Source organism: Streptomyces sp. NPDC107550 (assembly GCF_055639095.1).
On record NZ_JBVKBC010000021.1, the window covers coordinates 38381 to 55781 of the forward strand.

Sequence of the window (17401 nt, forward strand, 5' to 3'; positions counted from 1 at the left end):
GCACTCCCTCCCCCTCCCCGTGACCGGCCGCCCGGCACCCGCCTCCCCGCAGGCGCCGGGCGGCCCGCCCGCACCCCGAGCCCCGCACCCTGACCCGACCCCACATGGACCGGTACAGCCCAGAAAGGCCCCGAAGGTGAACCGAAGAAGAGGCGCGCGCGGCGCGTCACGGACCGCGGCGGCAGCCGCCGCCGTCACGGCGCTGCTCGCCACCGCCCTGCACGCGGCCCCCGCCGCGACCGCGGCGCCCGCCCCGCCGAAGCCGCCCTCCGACGCGCGGCTCGCATCGGAGCCCGCGCGCCACGACGCGACGAAGGAGCAGTTCTACTTCGTCCTGCCCGACCGGTTCGCCGACGGCGACAAGGGCAACGACAGGGGCGGCCTCACCGGCAGCCGCACCGCCACCGGCTACGACCCCACCGACAAGGGTTTCTACCAGGGCGGCGACCTCAAGGGCCTCACCGGCCGCCTCGACTACATCAAGGGCCTCGGCACCACCGCGATCTGGCTCGCCCCGATCTTCAAGAACAAGCCCGTCCAGGGCACGGGCAAGGACGCCTCCGCCGGCTACCACGGCTACTGGATCACCGACTTCACCCAGGTCGACCCGCACTTCGGCACCAACAAGGACCTCAAGGACCTCATCGCCAAGGCGCACGCCAAGGGCATGAAGGTCTTCTTCGACGTCATCACCAACCACACCGCCGACACCGTCGACTACACGGAGAAGACCTACTCCTACCGCCCCAAGGGCGCCTTCCCCTACCTCGACACCCAGGGCCGCCCCTTCGACGACACGAAGAACGCCCCCCGCGTCGACAAGGACTCCTTCCCGTACACGCCGAAGAACACCGGCGAGATGGTCCCGTCCTGGCTCAACGACCCGGCCCTCTACCACAATCGCGGCGACTCGACCTGGGAGGGCGAGTCCACCACCTACGGCGACTTCAACGGCCTCGACGACCTGTGGACCGAACGGCCCGAGGTCGTGCGGGGCATGAAGGACATCTACGAGACGTGGGTCCGCGACTTCGCCGTCGACGGCTTCCGCATCGACACCGTCAAACACGTCGATCTCGACTTCTGGACCCAGTGGGCGACCGCCCTCGACGCGTACGCCGCCAAGCGCGGACGCGAGGACTTCTTCATGTTCGGCGAGGTGTACTCCGCCGACACCGACGTCACCTCCCCGTACGTGACCCGCGGCCGGCTCGACGCCACCCTCGACTTCCCCTTCCAGGACGCGGCCCGCGCCTTCGTCTCCCAGGGTGCCTCCGCCGAGCGCCTGGCGAGCGTCTTCGCCGACGACTACAAGTACGCCACCGACAAGGCCAACGCCTACGAGCAGGTCACCTTTCTCGGCAACCACGACATGGGCCGCATCGGCACCTTCCTCAAGGCCGACAACCCGAAGGCGTCGGACGCCGAGCTGCTGCGCCGCGACCGGCTCGCCAATGAGCTGATGTTCCTCTCGCGCGGCAACCCCGTCGTCTACTACGGCGACGAACAGGGCTTCACGGGCGCGGGCGGCGACAAGGACGCCCGCCAGACCATGTTCGCGTCCAAGGTCGCCGACTACCTCGACGACGACGAGATCGGCACCGACCGCACCCACGCCGCCGACGCCTACGACACCTCCCACCCGCTGTACCGCGCCATCGCCGCGCTCGCCGCCCTGCGCAAGAGCGAACCGGCCCTCACCGACGGCACGCAGAAGGAGCTGTACGCCGACGACTCCGTGTACGCGTTCTCCCGTACGGGCTCCAGCGCGCGCGAATACGTCGTCGCCGTCAACAACTCCACCGACGCCAAGACCGTCAGCCTGCCCGCCGGGTCCGCCAAGTACAGCGCCTTGTACGGCGGTTCGGGCAAGCGCGAGGCGTCGGGCGGGACGCTGAAGGTGACCGTCCCGGCGCTCGGCACCCTCGTGCTGCGCGCCGACACCAAGCTTCCGGCGCCCGCCGCCCGGCCCACGCTGACGCTCACCGCGCCCGCCGCCGGAGCGACCGGCACCGTCACGCTCGCCGCCGACCCCGGTGCGAGCGCGTCGGCCCGCGTCGTGTTCGCCGCGCAGGTCGGCGACGGGCCCTGGCGCACCCTCGGCTCCGTCGACCACGCCCCGTACAAGATCACGCAGTACGTGCCGGAGACGGTCGCCGCCGGAACGGCCCTGCGCTACAAGGCCGTTGTCGTGGACCGCGCCGGACGCACCGCGAGCGCGCTCGCCGCGACGACAGCCGGGAAGGCCCCGGCGCCCGACCGGCCCACCGCCGTCGACCGGCCCTACGCGATCGTCCACTACAAGCGGGGCGACGGCGACTACAGCGGCTGGACGCTCAAGTCCGGTGACGCCACCGGGGAGTTCACCGGGCGTGACGCGTACGGCGCGTTCGCCTGGGTGAAGGTGCCCGACGGCGCGTCCTCGCTCACGTACACCGTCGAGAAGGCCGGCACCGCGGACGGCGGGCCGCGCACCATCGACCTCGGCCGCACCGGCGAGGTCTGGGTCACCGAGGGCGACGACGGCCAGCGGACCACCAGGCCCGACGGCGTCTACCCTGTGCCCGACAAGTCCAAGGCCGTCATCCACGTCCACCGCGCGGACGGCGACTACAGCGGCTGGGGGCTGCACACCTGGACCGGCGCCGCCGACCCGACCGACTGGTCCAAGCCGCTCCAGCCCACCCGCCAGGACGCCTACGGGCTCGTCTTCGAGGTGCCGCTCGCAGCGGGCGCCACCTCCCTCAACTACATCGTCCACAAGGGCGACGAGAAGGACATCCCCACCGACCGCTCCCTCGACCTGACCACGTACGGACACGAGGTGTGGCTCAACTCCGGTGACAGCACCTACCTGTTGCCCTCCGTGGGCGCCGCGCCCGACCTCGATCTCGGCAAGGCGCGCGCCCAGTGGATCGACGCGGGCACCGTCGTCCTGCCGAAGGACACGGCGAGCGGCGCCGCGCTGTCCACACAGCTCGTCTACAACCGCGACGGCGGCATCCGCGTCGAGGACGGCGCCCTGAACACCGAGGGCCGCTGGCTGCGGCTCACGCCGTCCGCGCTGACCGACGCGCAGAAGGCGAGGTTCCCGCACCTGAAGGATTACACGGCGTTCACCGTGGACGGCCGCGACCGCGACCGGGTGCGCGACGCGCTCGCCGGGCAGGTCGTCCTCACGCAGCGCCTCGGCAACGGCGCGCTCGTCACCGGCACCGGCGTCCAGACCCAGGGCGTCCTCGACGACCTGTACGCGGACAAGGCCCAAAAGGCGTCCCTGGGACCGGTGTTCAAGAGCGGCAAGGTCACCCTGTCCCTGTGGGCGCCGACCGCGCACAAGGTGAAGCTCGACCTGGACGGCCGTGCCGTCGCCATGCGCCGCGACCGCGCCACCGGCGTGTGGTCCGTCACCGGGTCCGCCTCCGCCTGGCGCGGCCGGCCCTACCGGTACGACGTCACCGTGTGGGCGCCCAGCGTCGGCAAGGTCGTCACCAACAAGGTCACCGACCCCTACTCGCTCGCCCTCACCGCCGACTCGGAGCGCAGCCTCGTCGTCGACCTGGACGACAAGTCCCTTGCCCCGCACGGCTGGAAGGGGCTGAAGAAGCCGGCGCCCGTCGCCATGAAGGACGCCCAGATCCAGGAACTGCACCTGCGTGACTTCTCCGCCGAGGACCGCACCAGCAAGCACCCCGGCACCTACCTCGCCTTCACCGACAAGGACAGCGCGGGCTCCCGGCATCTGCGGGCGCTCGCCAAGGGCGGTACGTCGTACGTGCATCTGCTGCCCGCGTTCGACATCGCCACGATTCCCGAGAAGAAGTCCGAGCAGGCGAAGCCCGTATGCGACCTCGCCCGCTACCCCGCCGACAGCGACCAGCAGCAGAGCTGCGTCAGCGCGGCGGCGGCGAAGGACGCATACAACTGGGGCTACGACCCGTACCACTACACGGTCCCCGAGGGCTCCTACGCCAGTGACCCGGACGGCACGCGGCGCACCGTGGAGTTCCGCCGGATGGTCAAGTCCCTCAACGAGGACGGCCTGCGCGTCGTCATGGACGTCGTCTACAACCACACCGCCGCCGCGGGCCAGGCCAAGACGTCCGTCCTCGACAAGGTCGTGCCCGGCTACTACCAGCGGCTCCTCGCGGACGGCACGGTCGCCGACTCGACCTGCTGTGCCAACACCGCGCCCGAGAACGCCATGATGGGCAAGCTCGTCGTCGACTCCGTCGTCACCTGGGCCAAGGAGTACAAGGTCGACGGCTTCCGCTTCGACCTCATGGGCCACCACCCGAAGGCCAACATCCTCGCCGTCCGCAAGGCGCTCGACGCCCTGACCGTGGCCAAGGACGGCGTCGACGGGAAGAAGATCATCCTGTACGGGGAGGGCTGGAACTTCGGCGAGGTCGCCGACGACGCCCGTTTCGTACAGGCCACGCAGAAGAACATGGCGGGCACCGGCATCGCCACGTTCTCCGACCGCGCCCGCGACGCCGTGCGCGGCGGCGGCCCCTTCGACGACGACCCGGGCGTCCAGGGCTTCGCCAGCGGCCTGTACACCGACCCCAACTCCTCGAAGGCCAACGGCAGTACGGCCGAGCAGAAGGCCCGTTTGCTGCACTACCAGGACCTCCTCAAGGTCGGCCTGAGCGGCGGGCTCGCCCGGTACGAGTTCACCGACTCGGACGGTAAGAAGGTCAAGGGCTCCGAGGTCGACTACAACGGCGCGCCCGCGGGCTACGCCGACGCCCCCGGCGACGCCCTCGCCTACGCCGACGCGCACGACAACGAGTCCCTGTTCGACGCGCTGACCTACAAACTGCCCGCGTCGACCGGCCCCGCCGCCCGCGCCCGGATGCAGGTCCTCGCGCTGGCGACCGCTGCTCTGTCGCAGGGGCCCGCGCTCTCCCAGGCCGGCAGCGACCTGCTGCGCTCGAAGTCCCTCGACCGCAACTCGTTCGACAGCGGCGACTGGTTCAACGCCATCCACTGGGACTGCCGGGACGGCAACGGCTTCGGCCGGGGGCTGCCTCCCGCCGCCGACAACGCCTCCAAGTGGCCGTACGCGAAGCCGCTGCTCAGCGGGGTGAAGGCGCCGGGCTGCGCCGAGATCGACGGCGCGTCGGCCGCGTATCGGGACCTGCTGAGGATCCGTACGGCGGAGCCCGCGTTCCACCTCGGGACCACCGCGCAGGTGCAGAAGGCGCTGTCGTTCCCGCTGTCGGGCAAGGACGAGACGCCGGGGGTCGTCACCATGCGCCTCGGTGACCTCGTCGTCGTCTTCAACGCGACGCCGAAGGAGCAGAAGCAGAGCGTGCCGACGCTCGCGGGTGCGGGCTACCGGCTCCACCCGACGCAGGCCGCCGGGTCCGACGCGGTCGTCAAGTCGGCTTCGTACGAGAAGAGTTCGGGCACGTTCACCGTTCCGGGCCGCACGGTCGCGGTGTTCACGCGGTGAGCCGCCCGGCGGGGTGACGCGCGCGGCGTCCGGCGCGGGCCGGGGCCGGCAGGCCCGGTCGCCGGGCCGTGGCGGACGCGGGGCTCGGGAGCCGTGGTGCGGCTCCCGGGCCCCTTCGCCGTGTACGGGGCCTGCGGCGCGGGTCCGGCGGGACGCGGGACGACGCGGCGCGGGCCCGCGGGTAAGCGGGCGCGTGCGGCGCGGGAGAGGGGCGCCGGGGGTGCGGGCTCAGCCCGTGACCTTCGACAGGAACGCCCAGAGGTTCGTCACCAGGCGGTCCACCTTCTCCTGTGTCGTCAGCGACTCCTGGAGCCGCGAGCCGGGGCCCGGGCTCTTCTTCTCGCGGACGTACAGCGAACACGCCAGATCGCTGCACATGTACGCGCCCACCGAGTCGCCCTGCTTGCCCGCCTTGCCGGACTTCGGGGCCACGAGCAGGGAGACACCGCCCGTGTGGGGCGTCACGCAGATCGAGCACAGGCTGCGCCGCGTGTGCCAGTTCCCGCCGGCCGAGGAGGCGCGCAGGAGCAGGCCGTACAGGGCACCGTCGATCTCGGCGACGAGATGGGCGCGGCCCGGCGCCTGCGGGTCCCGCCAGCCGAAGAAGTCCAGGTCGTCCCAGGGGCGCTCGGCCAGGTCGTGCGGGACGTGCATGCGCTTCGCCTCGCCCTTCGTGCAGTTCACGAAGGCGCCGCGGATCTCTTTTTCGGTCAGGGGTCTCATGTCGTCGAGGCTAAAGTTGCCTAAAGGGTTTAGGCAACTGCATTATTGTTGTCGGCAGACGGAGAGGGAGACCATGGCGAGAGCGGGGCTGAGCGCCGAGCGCCTGGCGCGGGCGGGCGCGGAACTGGCCGACGAGGTCGGCTTCGAGCAGGCGAGCGTCTCGGCGCTGGCCCGCCGCTTCGACGTGAAGGTCGCCAGCCTGTACTCGCACGTCAAGAGCTCGCACGACCTCAAGACGCGGATCGCGCTGCTCGCCCTGGACGAGCTGGCCGACCGCGCCGCCGAGGCGCTGGCCGGGCGGGCGGGCAAGGACGCCCTGATCGCCTACGCCAACGTGTACCGGGACTACGCCCGCGAGCACCCCGGCCGCTACGCGGCGGCCCAGTACCCCCTCGACCCCGAGGACGCCCTCGCCAGCGGGGGCGTACGGCAGGCGCAGATGACGCGGGCCCTGCTGCGCGGCTACGACCTCGGCGAACCCGACCAGACGCACGCCGTGCGGCTGCTCGGCAGCGTCTTCCACGGGTACGTCAGCCTCGAACTGAGCGGCGGCTTCAGTCACAGCGCCCCGGACTCGTCCGTGTCCTGGGCGTGGTCACTGGACGCGCTCGACGCACTGTTGCGGAACTGGCCGGGGTCGGCATCCGCGTCCACCCTCACGGGGTGATCAAGTCGTCGGTCCACATGTGCACCGGCGTTCACCTCTACGGGCTGCTGATCAAGCTGTCCGCCCACATGTGCACCCGCGTCCACATCCACCGGCTGTTCAAGCCGTCCGTCCATATCTGCGTGCCGGGATCAATCTCGTCCACGTATCGACACGTCCGCTCAACAGGTTGAGGGCAGGGACCACACCATGACCGTCACGCATGACACCCCGCACGACTGGACCACCACCCCGATCACCCCCGACCTGCTGCGCGGCGCCCTCGACATCGAGCAGACCCCGTACGGGCTGCTCCCGCACCGTCTCCCCGCATGGGCCCGCGCGCAGAACACCGACGGGCAGCTCGCCATGGCCGAGTCGCAGCCCTCCGGCGTCCGCCTCGTCCTGCGCACCCGCGCCACCGCCCTGGAACTCGACACCCTGCCCACCAAGCGCGTCTACGCGGGCACCCAGCGCCCCGACGGGCTCTACGACCTCCTCGTCGACGGCGTCCTCGCCGCCCAGGGCACCGTCGCGGGCGGCCACACCCTCACCGTCGACATGGCCACGGGCACCTTCGAACACACCCCGGGCGCCCCCGGCACCCTGCGGTTCACCGGCCTGCCGCCGCACGACAAGGACATCGAGATCTGGCTGCCGCACAACGAGACCACCGAACTCGTCGCCCTGCGCACCGACGCCCCCGTCACGGCCGCCCGCCCCGCCGGCCGCCCGGTCTGGCTGCACCACGGCAGCTCCATCAGCCACGGCTCCGACGCCGCGAGCCCCACCACGACCTGGCCCGCCGTCGCCGCGGCCCGTGGCGGCGCTGACCTCGTGAACCTGGGCTTCGGCGGCGCCGCGCTCCTCGACCCGTTCACCGCGCGCGCCATGCGCGACACCCCGGCCGACTTGATCAGCGTCAAGATCGGGATCAACATCGTCAACTACGACCTGATGCGCATGCGCGCCTTCGGCCCCGCCGTCCACGGCTTCCTCGACACCCTGCGCGAGGGCCACCCCACCGCGCCCCTCCTCGTCGTCTCGCCGATCCTGTGCCCCATCCACGAGGACACCCCCGGCCCCGGCGCCCCCGACCCGGCGTCCTTCGGTACCGGGCAGATCACCTTCATGCCGACCGGCGACCCCGCCGAGACCGCGTACGGCAAGCTCACCCTGCGCACCATCCGCGCCGAGCTGGCCCGCGTCGTGGAACAGCGCGCCGACCCGCACCTGCACCACCTCGATGGCCTCGATCTGTACGGGGAGGCCGACCACGCCGCGCTGCCGCTGCCCGACGCGCTGCACCCCGATGCCGCCACCCACCGCCTCATCGGAGAGCGGTTCGCCGACCGCGTCTTCACAGCCGGCGGGCCCTTCGCGCGGGCCTGAACCGTGCCCCGGGGCGCCCGGCACAGAGGCGTGAGCCGCACGGACCGGGGGCGGCGGCGGACGGGTCCGCCGGGCGGGTTAGCATATGAGCGCCGCCTAGCTCGAAAGAGACGCACGTGACTGTCAACGACGACTCGTTCACCAACTGGAAGCACCGCGAGGAGACCGCGGAGGCAATGATCCCGATCATCGGGAAGCTGCACCGCGAGAAGGACGTGAACGTCCTGCTGCACAGCCGCTCCTTGGTGAACAAGTCGGTGGTCAGCATCCTCAAGACCCACCGATTCGCCCGGCAGATCGCCGGCGAGGAGCTCTCGGTCACCGAGACGATGCCCTTCCTGCGGGCCCTCGCCGACCTCGACCTCGGGCCCTCGCAGATCGACCTCGGCATCCTCGCCGCGACCTACCGCTCCGACGAGCGCGGCCTGAGCGTCGAGGACTTCACCGCCGAGGCCGTCGCCGGCGCCGTCGGCACCGGCGGCGCGGGCGCCGGCTCCGGCCGCGACGTCGTCCTGTACGGCTTCGGCCGCATCGGCCGCCTCGTCGCCCGCCTGCTCATCGAGAAGGCCGGCTCCGGCAACGGACTGCGGCTGCGCGCCATCGTCGTACGCGGCGGCGGCGAGTCGGACCTCGTCAAGCGCGCCTCGCTGCTGCGCCGCGACTCGATCCACGGCCAGTTCCAGGGCACGATCACCGTCGACGAGGCGAACAGCACCATCGTCGCCAACGGCAACGAGATCAAGGTCATCTACGCGAACGACCCCTCCGAGGTCGACTACACCGCGTACGGCATCAAGGACGCCATCCTCATCGACAACACCGGCAAGTGGCGGGACCGCGAGGGACTCTCGCAGCACCTGCGCCCCGGTGTCGACAAGGTCGTCCTGACCGCCCCCGGCAAGGGCGACGTGCCGAACATCGTGCACGGCGTCAACCACGACATGATCAAGCCCGACGAGCAGATCCTGTCGTGCGCCTCCTGCACCACCAACGCGATCGTCCCGCCGCTCAAGGCCATGGCCGACGAGTACGGGGTGCTGCGCGGTCACGTGGAGACCGTCCACTCGTTCACGAACGACCAGAACCTGCTGGACAACTACCACAAGGCCGACCGCCGCGGGCGGTCCGCGCCGCTCAACATGGTCATCACCGAGACCGGCGCCGCCTCCGCCGTCGCCAAGGCGCTGCCCGACCTCAAGGCCCCGATCACCGGCTCGTCGATCCGCGTGCCCGTGCCGGACGTGTCCATCGCGATCCTCAGCCTGCGCCTCGGCCGGGAGACCACCCGCGAGGAGGTCCTCGACCACCTGCGTGACGTGTCGCTGAACTCGCCGCTGCGCCGCCAGATCGACTTCACGGACTCGCCGGACGCGGTCTCCAGCGACTTCCTCGGCTCGCGCCACGCCTCCATCGTGGACGCCGGCGCCACCAAGGTCGACGGCGACAACGCGATCCTCTACCTCTGGTACGACAACGAGTTCGGCTACTCCTGCCAGGTCATCCGCGTCGTCCAGCACGTCTCGGGCGTCGAGTACCCCACGTACCCGACCCCCGTCCAGACCGGCTGACACCGGCCCGCCAGACCCGACCCGGCTGACACCGGCCGGCAGAGGACCTGAGAAGGCCGTCCCCGCACCGCGCGGGGGCGGCCTTCGCCGTGTCATGGGCCCGCCCCGGCGTGCCCGCTCCCCGAGACGGACTTGACCCATTGATCAACTCCGGCGCAGGATGGGGGACATGTTCAAGCATCGCGCCCACGCGTTCGGGTCGGCCACCGTGCCGGACCGATGTGGTTGCGCGCGCAGCGGCTTGTAGCGGACGCCTCACGGCCGCTCGCCGCCTTCTCACGACCCGTCGCCCTTTTGCGCGACGCGACGTGCCACGCACCAGTGAGCACCACCTCTCCCTTCCCTGAACCGCCGACGCGACCGCGTACGCGGCCCATCGCCCGCGCCCGCCGCACCAGCGCACCCAGCACGGCACGCCCGCGTACCCCGCGCACGCCTCGCGTCCCCAGGCCCGGAGGCCCCCTTGTCCCTCACGCACCCGCTGCCGCCGACCGCCGCTCCCGCCCTCGACCCGGGCCCCCTGCGGCCCGCCCGCATCCCCGCCGACGGCCTCTACGAAGGCCGCCGCGTGCTGCGCCGCACGCCCGAGGGCCGGCGGCACCGCCCCTACGAGCGGTTCGAAGTCGTCCCGCAGGCCGCCACCATCGGCGCCGAGATCCGCGGCCTCGACCTGTCCCGCCCGCTCACACCCGCGCTGCGCGAGGAGGTGAACCGCGCGCTGATCGAATGGAAGGTCCTCTTCTTCCGCGGCCAGCACCTCACCAGCGCACAGCAGCGCGCGTTCGCCCTGAACTGGGGCGAGTTGGAGACGAACCCGCTGCTCGAACGCGGCGACAGCGCCGACGTCGTCCGCTTCGACAAGGGCGCGGGCACCACCCCGACCTTCGAGAACGTGTGGCACACCGACGTCACCTTCCGCGAACGCCCCGCGCTCGGCGCCGTATTGCAACTGCGCGAGGTCCCGCCGTTCGGCGGCGACACGATGTGGGCCGACATGGCCGCCGCGTACGACAACCTCCCCGACGACGTGAAGGAACGCATCGAGGGCGCGGTCGCCGAGCACGACTTCCTGCCCGGCTTCCGGCGCTTCTACGGGCCCGAACGCCTCGCCCGCTGGCAGGAGTTGTTCCCGCCCGTCACGCACCCCGTGGTGCGCAGGCACCCGGAGACGGGGCGGCGCATGCTGTTCGTGAACACGTCGTTCACCACGCGCGTCTTCGGTATGGAGCAGGACGAGAGCGACCGGCTGCTGCGGCTGCTGTTCCAGCAGGCGCACGTGCCTGAGTACCAGGTCCGCTTCCGCTGGCAGCCCGGCGACATCGCGTTCTGGGACAACCGCGCCACGCAGCACTACGCCGTGGCCGACTACGGGGACGACCGCCGCGTCGCCGAACGCGTCGCCATCGCCGGCGACCGGCCTTACTGACCCGTCCGCCAGGATATGACCAGGGTGCCGACTCCGGTCCGGGTGTCGACTCCGGCCGGACCCCGACTCCGCCCGGGTGTCGACACCGCCCCGGGTCCCGCACGTCATGCCGGAGCCCCCGCGAACGGCCCCTCGAAGGGGCGCGCGGGGGCTCCGGCACGTGGGGGCGGGGGCGCGTGCCCCCGCCCGCCGCGTCAGCTCACCTGGGCGATGGCCCGGCCCGCCCACTCGGGTGCCGGCTGCGTCAGCTCGGCGAACCGCGCGTGGATGTCCTCGGGGAACGCGACCGCGCGCCCCGCCTGCTGGTCGACGTGGAGGGCGAGCAGCTCCGTGGTCGCCACCGGCGTGGCGTCCGGCGCGATCTCGTCGGCCTCGCCGCCGACCACGTACATCTCGTGCGTGAAGTGCGCCTTCTTCGCCGCCACGCCCAACACGCGCGTACGGATGGCCAGATGGGCGCCCTCGGGAACGTCCTGGAGATAGCGCAGGTGCGACTCCACCGTGTACAGCGAGCAGTTCGTCGCTTCGCGGTAGGCCGAGTGCAGGCCCGTCTCGATCATCAGGGCGTCGGTGGCGTGCCCGAACGCGAGGACGTAGAACGCCTCGCTCATATGGCCGTTGTAGTCGATCCACTCCGGGCGGACCGTGCGGCGCAGCAACGGGACGGCCGTCGTCGGGGTCGTCATCGCGCGTCCCCTCCCGAGCGGCCGAGGCGGCCCGTGGCCCGCAGGACGTCGATGACGCCCCGGTCGCGCTCGGCCACCAGGTCGGCGATGGTGCGGCCGTCGGCGGCGTCGTCGCAGCCCGCGACGACCGCGTCGTACAGCTTCTTGTCCAACTCCGGTGCTTCGAGCCGGGTCCACGGCGACTTCAGCGACGGGCCGAAGTGGTCGAGCATGTGCGCCATGCCGCCCTCGCCGCCCGCGAGCGCGAACGTGAGCATCGGGCCCATGACCGCCCAGCGCAGCCCGGGACCCTCGGTGATCGACGCGTCGATGTCCTCGACGCTCGCCTCGCCGTTGGCGACCATGTGCAAGGCCTCGCGCCACAGGGCTTCCTGGAGGCGGTTGGCGATGAACCCCGGCACCTCGCGGTCCATGGTGATCACCGACTTGCCGGTGACCTCGTAGAACCGCGACGCCCAGGCGACCGCGTCGGCGGACGTGGCCTCGCCGCCGACGACCTCGACGAGCGGGATCAGGTACGGCGGGTTGAACGGGTGCCCGACCACGAGCCGCGACGGGTCGGCGGCCGTGGTCTGCATGTCCGTCATCGGGTAGCCGGACGTGGACGACGCGATGACGACGCCGGCCGGGGTCGCCGCGTCGAGCCGGGCGAGCAGGTCCCGCTTCAGGTCCAGCTTCTCCGGCGCGCTCTCCTGCACGAACTCGGCGTCGGCGACGGCCGATTCGAGCGTGGCGGCGACCGTGAGCCGGTCCTGCGAGGCGCCCTCGGCGAGCCCCATCTCGGTCAGCGCGGGCCAGGCCGCCTCGACCAGCCGGCGCAGCCGCGGCTCCGCGTCGGGCGCCGGGTCCCAGGCCGTGACGTCGTAGCCGCGGGCGAGGAAGTGGGCGACCCAGCCGCCGCCGATGACACCGGCGCCGACGCAGGCGATCCGGCGGACGTTCTCGGGAGTGGTGTGCATCAGGCGCTCCTCTTCTTCAGGCCGAGGATCTCGCGGGCCTCGTCCGGTGTGGCGACGCGCGCGCCGATGGACTCGGTGATGGTGACGGCACGCTCGACGAGCTGCGCGTTGGTCGCCTTGTTGCCCTTGCCGAGGTACAGGTTGTCCTCCAGGCCGACGCGGGCGTGGCCGCCGAGCAGGATGGACTGCGCGACCCACGGCATCTGCATCCGGCCGAGCGCGAAGCTCGCGAACCGGGCGCCCTCGGGCAGCATGTTGACCATCGACTGGAGCACGCCCGGGTCGGCGGGGGCGCCCCACGGGATGCCCATGCACAACTGGAAGACGGTCGGGTCGTCGAGCAGGCCCTCGGCGAGCAACTGCTTGGCGAACCACAGCTGTCCGGTGTCGAAGATCTCCAACTCGGGCCGCACACCCAGCTCCTGGATGCGCTTGGCGCCCGCGCGCAGCATGTCCGGGGTGGAGACGTACAGGTTGGAGCCGTCGCCGAAGTTCAGCGAACCGCAGTCGAGCGTGCAGATGTCGGGGAGCAGTTCCTCGACGTGGGGGAGCCGGTCGAGACCGCCGACGAGGTCGGTGCCGGGCAGCGGGAAGTCCTTGAGCGGCTGGTCGGGGTCGATGACGAGGTCGCCGCCCATGCCGGCCGTCAGGTTGATGACGACGTCGGTGCCGGTCTCCTTGACCCGCTCCACGACCTCCCGGTACAGCTTCGGGTCGCGGGACGGCTCGCCCGTCTCGGGGTCGCGCACGTGGATGTGGACGACGGCGGCGCCGGCCTCGGCGGCCTCCACGGCGTTGCGCGCGATCTGCTCCGGCGTGACGGGCACGTGCGGGCTCTTGCGTACGGTGTCGCCCGCGCCGGTGAGGGCGCAGGTGATGATCACATTCTCGGTGACAGGCATGTGGGGGCCTCCCTATCTGGCGAAACGCCTTGGGGGACGGTCGAGTTGACTGCGGGGACGCGTGCGCGCTTGCTTGTGCGTGCGTGTGTGGGGGGTGCGCGAGCGCGTACCGGTGTCCTGGGGGCCCGTCGGACGGGCGGGCCTCAAGACGGTTTCAGGAGAGCCTTCGAGAAGGCTTCAGGAGGGTCGTGCGGACATGGTTCTCCAGCGCCGCGCGCATCTCGTCGGTGCCGTGGCCGTGGCCGTGGCTGTGGCTGTGGCTGTGGCTGTGGCCGTGACCACGCTCCGGGGAGTCGGCGTCGGCGTCCGGGTCCGTGCCCGCGGCCAGTACCTGGGTGGCCAGGCCGTCGATGAGCGCGGTCAGGGTCAGCGCCGCCGCGTGCGGATCGATGTCCTCGCGGAACACGCCCTGGGCCACACCCCGGCGTACGACGTCGGCGACGGTCTCCCGCCACTGCCGGTAGTACTCGCGGTGCAGACGGCCCACGGCGGTGGACCGGGCGGCCTCGGCCCACAGGTCGAGCCAGACCGCCCACTGGCGGCGCTGCTGCGCGGTGCGCGGTGTCTGCAACTCGATGAGCTGCGTCAGCTCCGCCGCCGCGTCGTCCGCCTCGGCGAGCCGGGCCGCGCGGCGGGCGGTGTCCTCGTCCATGCACCAGCGCACCGCCGCCTCCAGGAGGTCGGCGCGGCCGGGGAAGTGGTAGTGGATCGCCGCGGTGCTGGTGGAGCAGGCGCGGGCGATGTCCGCGACCCGCACCGAGTGGAACCCGTGCTCCGCCACCAGGCGGACCGTCTCACGGACGATCTGCAACGGGCGGCCGCCCTCGACGGGCCCGGGGTCGGGCGCGGTCTCCTCCTGCCGGGGGCTCGCCCCGAGCAGCCAGCCCGCGTCGACCCGGCCCTCGTCGGCGATCCGTGCCAGCTCCGCGGCCGTGAAGCGGCGCGTTCCGCTCAGCGACCGGGACAGCTTCGACGGGTCCATGACGATCCGGCGCGCGAACTCCCGCTGACTGACACCCGCCGCCGCGATGACCTCGCGGACGCGGGTGGCGGTGTCGGCGGGCGGCGCGCTGCCGGTGGCCTCATCGGTCTCCATGGGGCACGACCCTAGACGCGCGTTGAGAAGAACTCAACACCGGTGACCGTAGATCCCGTAATCACCAGGAAATTGTGCCCCTGACTTCCTCATCAGTCAGTCCTGCAACACGGAACGTCACGAGGAGCCGCCGTACGGCACGGCAGGCGCCGGGGCGGGGGGAGCTTGCGTTGTCGTCTGCGGGTGCGTGGGGCTTCTCGCGCAGTTCCCCGCGCCCCTGAAGCATGCACTCCGTGCAGCTTCCCCAGGGGGAGGGTGCGACGTAGCCGCCCCTCCAGGGGCGCGGGGAAACTGCGCGCCCAGCCACGACGAGAGCCGAGGGTGCAGGGTGCAGGGTGCCGCCGTGACCGTGCCCAGAGACCCGCGCCGGCACCCCGATCAGGTGGGCCCCCGTCAACAACCCCCGTGCACCCGCCCCTTCGCGCCTCGCGGACGCGGCCACCCAGCCCCACGCCCTCTTGCGGACGTACCGTACGCCCCATAGCGTGCTCGGCACGACAGCGCTGAAAGCGCTTTCCGTCTGGAGCCAGCCGTCCGCGACCGTCCCCCCGCCACCGGAAAGGCACCCCCATGACGTCCGGAAGAACCCGTCAGGCCGCCACCGCCGCGGCCCTGCTCGCCGCCGCGTCCCTCGGCGCCGTCCCGCACGCGGGCGCCGCCCCCGCGCCCGAGCCCGCCGCCTCCGCGTCCCGCCCCCTGCCGACCGTCTCGCCGACCCCGCAGCACCTCACGCGCGCGGGCGCCGACGTCCCGCTCGCCGGCCGCGCCGAACTCGTCGTCGGCACCGCCACCGACGGCGCGGCCCGCGACCTCGTCACCCGCGTCCTGAAGAACGCCGGCGTCGCGCGCGTGGACGTACGCCCGCAGGCATCGGGCAAGGCGCCGCTGACCGTGCTGCTCGGGCCCGCCGCCCGCGCCGACATCGCCCGCGCCCTCATCGGCACCGAGGTCCCCGGCCACGCCGAGGGGTACGCCCTGCGGGCCGCCGGCCGCACGGTCGCGCTCGGCGGCACCGACTCCGCCGGCCAGTTCTACGCCGCCCAGACCCTGCGGCAGCTCGTCACGCGCGCGGGGATCGCCGGGGCCTCCGTGTCCGACTACCCGTCCATGCGGCTGCGCGGCACCATCGAGGGCTTCTACGGGCCGCCCTGGACGAACGCCGAACGGCTCGACCAGATGGACTTCCTCGGCGAGGTCAAGTCCAACACGTACGTCTACGCGCCCAAGGACGACCCCTATCACCGAGACAAGTGGCGCGATCCGTACCCCGCCGACAAGTTGAAGGAACTCGGCGCGCTCGTCGACCGTGCCACCGCCAACCACGTCCGCTTCACGTTCGCCGTCTCGCCCGGCGGCTCCGTCTGCTACTCCGACCCCGCCGACGTGAAGGCCCTCACCGCCAAGCTCCAGTCCCTGTACGACCTCGGCGTGCGGTCCTTCTCCGTGCCGCTGGACGACATCAGCTACACCAAGTGGAACTGCGCGGGCGACCAGGAGAAGTTCGGCGCGCCCGGCCGCGGCCCCGCCGCCCGCGCCCAGGTCGGTCTGCTCAACGCCGTGCAGCAGGACTTCATCGCCACGCACGACGGCGCCCACCCGCTCCAGATGGTGCCCACCGAGTACGGCGACCTCACCGACACCGCGTACAAGCAGGAGATCCGCGCCGGGCTCGACCCGGCCGTCGAGGTGATGTGGACCGGCACCGACGTCGTGCCGCCGGAGATCACCAACGCGCAGGCGAAGCAGGCCGCGACCCTCTTCGGCCGCAAGGTCTTCGTCTGGGACAACTACCCCGTCAACGACTTCGGCCGCACCGCCGGGCGCCTGCTCCTCGCCCCCTACGACAAGCGCGAGGCCGGCCTGTCCGACAACCTCAGCGGACTCGTCTCCAACCCGATGAACCAGGAGGCGGCCAGCAAGCTCGCCGTCTTCACCATGTCCGACTTCTCGTGGAACGACCGCGGTTACGACCGTGCCGTCTCCGCCCGCCAGTCCGCCCTGCACCTCGCGGGCGGCGACGCGCGCCTCGCCGACGCCGTCCAGGTCTTCGTCGACCTCAACCACATGGCACCCACGTTCGGCGCCACACCCTGGCAGCCTCAATCGCCGGTCCTCCAGGCGAAGTTGGACGCGTTCTGGAAGACGTACGCGACCGATCCGGCCGCCGCGATCCGTACGTTCGCCAAGACCGCCAGCGCCATCGAGGGCGTGCCCGCGAAGCTGCGCGCCGGGCTGCCCGACAAGCTGTTCCTGCACGACGCCGACCGCTGGCTCAGCGCCACCGAGCAGTGGGGTGCCGCCCTGCGCCACGGCCTCGCCACGCTGCGCGCTCTCGACGCCCACGACAAGGTCGCCGCCGCCCGCGCCCGGGCCGCGATGGACCAGGCAGCCGACACCGCCTCCCACATCACCGTCGACCCGGCCGAACACCACCAGCTCGGCCCGGTCAAGATCGCCGACCCCTACCTCCAGGACTTCGTCACGAAGGTCGATTCCCTGCACGACGCGTCGAAGACCGGCTGACCCCGGCACCGCTTCCGCG

Annotated in this window: 12 protein-coding genes; 7 read left to right on the top strand and 5 right to left on the bottom strand. The window is 71.9% G+C overall.

The features are described from left to right. The first annotated feature begins 136 nt into the window (after window positions 1–136). The gene (gene pulA / locus ACZ7LY_RS24450) at window positions 137–5461 is read left to right on the top strand and encodes a pullulanase-type alpha-1,6-glucosidase (protein WP_471626824.1); all 5325 of its coding nucleotides are present in this window, start codon (window positions 137–139) and stop codon (window positions 5459–5461) included. Between the two features lie 228 nt (window positions 5462–5689). On the opposite strand, the gene ACZ7LY_RS24455 is transcribed toward pulA, so the two are convergent. Further along, window positions 5690–6184 carry an FBP domain-containing protein gene (locus tag ACZ7LY_RS24455; protein WP_471626825.1) on the bottom strand — a complete coding sequence of 165 codons (495 nt, stop codon included), beginning with the start codon at window positions 6182–6184 and terminating at the stop codon, window positions 5690–5692. Window positions 6185–6257: 73 nt separating this feature from the next. Between ACZ7LY_RS24455 and ACZ7LY_RS24460 the strand changes: the two genes are divergently transcribed. The 5 genes from ACZ7LY_RS24460 to ACZ7LY_RS24480 all read left to right on the top strand — a co-directional run bounded on the left by ACZ7LY_RS24460 (window position 6258) and on the right by ACZ7LY_RS24480 (window position 11216). After that, window positions 6258–6851: a TetR/AcrR family transcriptional regulator gene (locus tag ACZ7LY_RS24460; RefSeq protein WP_471626826.1), complete on the top strand. Its 594-nt coding sequence runs from the start codon at window positions 6258–6260 to the stop codon at window positions 6849–6851. Then, window positions 6848–7024, top strand: coding sequence for a hypothetical protein (locus tag ACZ7LY_RS24465; protein WP_471626827.1), 177 nt, complete (start codon window positions 6848–6850; stop codon window positions 7022–7024). The genes ACZ7LY_RS24460 and ACZ7LY_RS24465 overlap by 4 nt, the downstream gene beginning before the upstream one ends. A 16-nt stretch (window positions 7025–7040) precedes the next feature. Beyond that, window positions 7041–8222: a GDSL-type esterase/lipase family protein gene (locus ACZ7LY_RS24470; protein WP_471626828.1), complete on the top strand. Its 1182-nt coding sequence runs from the start codon at window positions 7041–7043 to the stop codon at window positions 8220–8222. A gap of 116 nt (window positions 8223–8338) precedes the next feature. Continuing rightward, complete coding sequence (locus ACZ7LY_RS24475) at window positions 8339–9790, top strand: glyceraldehyde-3-phosphate dehydrogenase (protein WP_471626829.1); 1452 nt, start codon at window positions 8339–8341, stop codon at window positions 9788–9790. A 463-nt stretch (window positions 9791–10253) separates the two neighbouring features. After that, a complete protein-coding gene (locus tag ACZ7LY_RS24480) occupies window positions 10254–11216 on the top strand; it encodes a TauD/TfdA dioxygenase family protein (protein ID WP_471626830.1) in 963 nt (320 codons plus the stop codon). 194 nt (window positions 11217–11410) lie between these two features. Here the strand turns inward: ACZ7LY_RS24480 and ACZ7LY_RS24485 are convergent, their stop codons facing one another. The 4 genes from ACZ7LY_RS24485 to ACZ7LY_RS24500 form a co-directional block, all read right to left on the bottom strand. Continuing rightward, window positions 11411–11902: a thioesterase family protein gene (locus ACZ7LY_RS24485; RefSeq protein ID WP_471626831.1), complete on the bottom strand. Its 492-nt coding sequence runs from the start codon at window positions 11900–11902 to the stop codon at window positions 11411–11413. Further along, entirely contained in the window at window positions 11899–12861 is a 963-nt protein-coding gene (locus ACZ7LY_RS24490; protein ID WP_471626832.1) for a 3-hydroxyacyl-CoA dehydrogenase NAD-binding domain-containing protein, read from the bottom strand. Before ACZ7LY_RS24490 ends, ACZ7LY_RS24485 begins: the two co-directional genes overlap by 4 nt. Continuing rightward, window positions 12861–13763 carry a beta-keto acid cleavage family enzyme gene (locus ACZ7LY_RS24495; protein ID WP_471626833.1) on the bottom strand — a complete coding sequence of 301 codons (903 nt, stop codon included), beginning with the start codon at window positions 13761–13763 and terminating at the stop codon, window positions 12861–12863. Before ACZ7LY_RS24495 ends, ACZ7LY_RS24490 begins: the two co-directional genes overlap by 1 nt. Before the next feature lie 154 nt (window positions 13764–13917). Continuing rightward, window positions 13918–14859, bottom strand: a complete 942-nt coding sequence (locus tag ACZ7LY_RS24500; protein ID WP_471626834.1) for a TetR/AcrR family transcriptional regulator — start codon at window positions 14857–14859, stop codon at window positions 13918–13920. 570 nt (window positions 14860–15429) lie between these two features. On the opposite strand from ACZ7LY_RS24500, the gene ACZ7LY_RS24505 reads away from it, so the two are divergent. Then, window positions 15430–17382 carry a beta-N-acetylhexosaminidase family protein gene (locus ACZ7LY_RS24505; protein ID WP_471626835.1) on the top strand — a complete coding sequence of 651 codons (1953 nt, stop codon included), beginning with the start codon at window positions 15430–15432 and terminating at the stop codon, window positions 17380–17382. Window positions 17383–17401: the final 19 nt, after the last annotated feature.

Bases quoted from the DNA above. Each gene is read 5' to 3' on its own strand.
- ACZ7LY_RS24455 (WP_471626825.1), bottom strand. From the start codon at position 6,184: ATGAGACCCCTGACCGAAAAAGAGATCCGCGGCGCCTTCGTGAACTGC.
- ACZ7LY_RS24500 (WP_471626834.1), bottom strand. From the start codon at position 14,859: ATGGAGACCGATGAGGCCACCGGCAGCGCGCCGCCCGCCGACACCGCC.
- ACZ7LY_RS24485 (WP_471626831.1), bottom strand. From the start codon at position 11,902: ATGACGACCCCGACGACGGCCGTCCCGTTGCTGCGCCGCACGGTCCGC.
- ACZ7LY_RS24505 (WP_471626835.1), top strand. From the start codon at position 15,430: ATGACGTCCGGAAGAACCCGTCAGGCCGCCACCGCCGCGGCCCTGCTC.
- ACZ7LY_RS24490 (WP_471626832.1), bottom strand. From the start codon at position 12,861: ATGCACACCACTCCCGAGAACGTCCGCCGGATCGCCTGCGTCGGCGCC.
- ACZ7LY_RS24495 (WP_471626833.1), bottom strand. From the start codon at position 13,763: ATGCCTGTCACCGAGAATGTGATCATCACCTGCGCCCTCACCGGCGCG.
- ACZ7LY_RS24470 (WP_471626828.1), top strand. From the start codon at position 7,041: ATGACCGTCACGCATGACACCCCGCACGACTGGACCACCACCCCGATC.
- ACZ7LY_RS24460 (WP_471626826.1), top strand. From the start codon at position 6,258: ATGGCGAGAGCGGGGCTGAGCGCCGAGCGCCTGGCGCGGGCGGGCGCG.